The following is a 221-nucleotide window of genomic DNA, read 5'->3' on the forward strand; positions in this document are numbered from 1 at the left end:
CTCATTATCAGGGGCACCTGATAAAAACCAAGCATTGAAAAAATTAATTACTCAGTCATTAGTAAATCGTGCTAATGATAATACTGAAAACGCGGTTATTCCAAGTTATAATTTTGTTCGAGCACATGATAGTAATGCTCAAGACCAAATTCGTCAAGCTATTCAAGCTGCAACTGGAAAACCATATGGCGAATTTAACTTAGATGATGAAAAGAAGGGTA

General features: G+C 34.8%; 1 protein-coding gene. It reads left to right on the top strand.

Going from position 1 to position 221, the window contains the following annotated elements; all coding sequences use genetic code 11:
* Nucleotides 1-221: glycoside hydrolase family 70 protein (locus AACL61_RS07840; RefSeq protein ID WP_339111205.1), on the top strand; the 221-nt coding region annotated here is incomplete at both ends.

It is taken from the genome of Limosilactobacillus reuteri subsp. porcinus (assembly GCF_036621895.1).
In the GTDB taxonomy this organism is placed as follows: Bacteria; Bacillota; Bacilli; order Lactobacillales; family Lactobacillaceae; genus Limosilactobacillus; species Limosilactobacillus reuteri_J.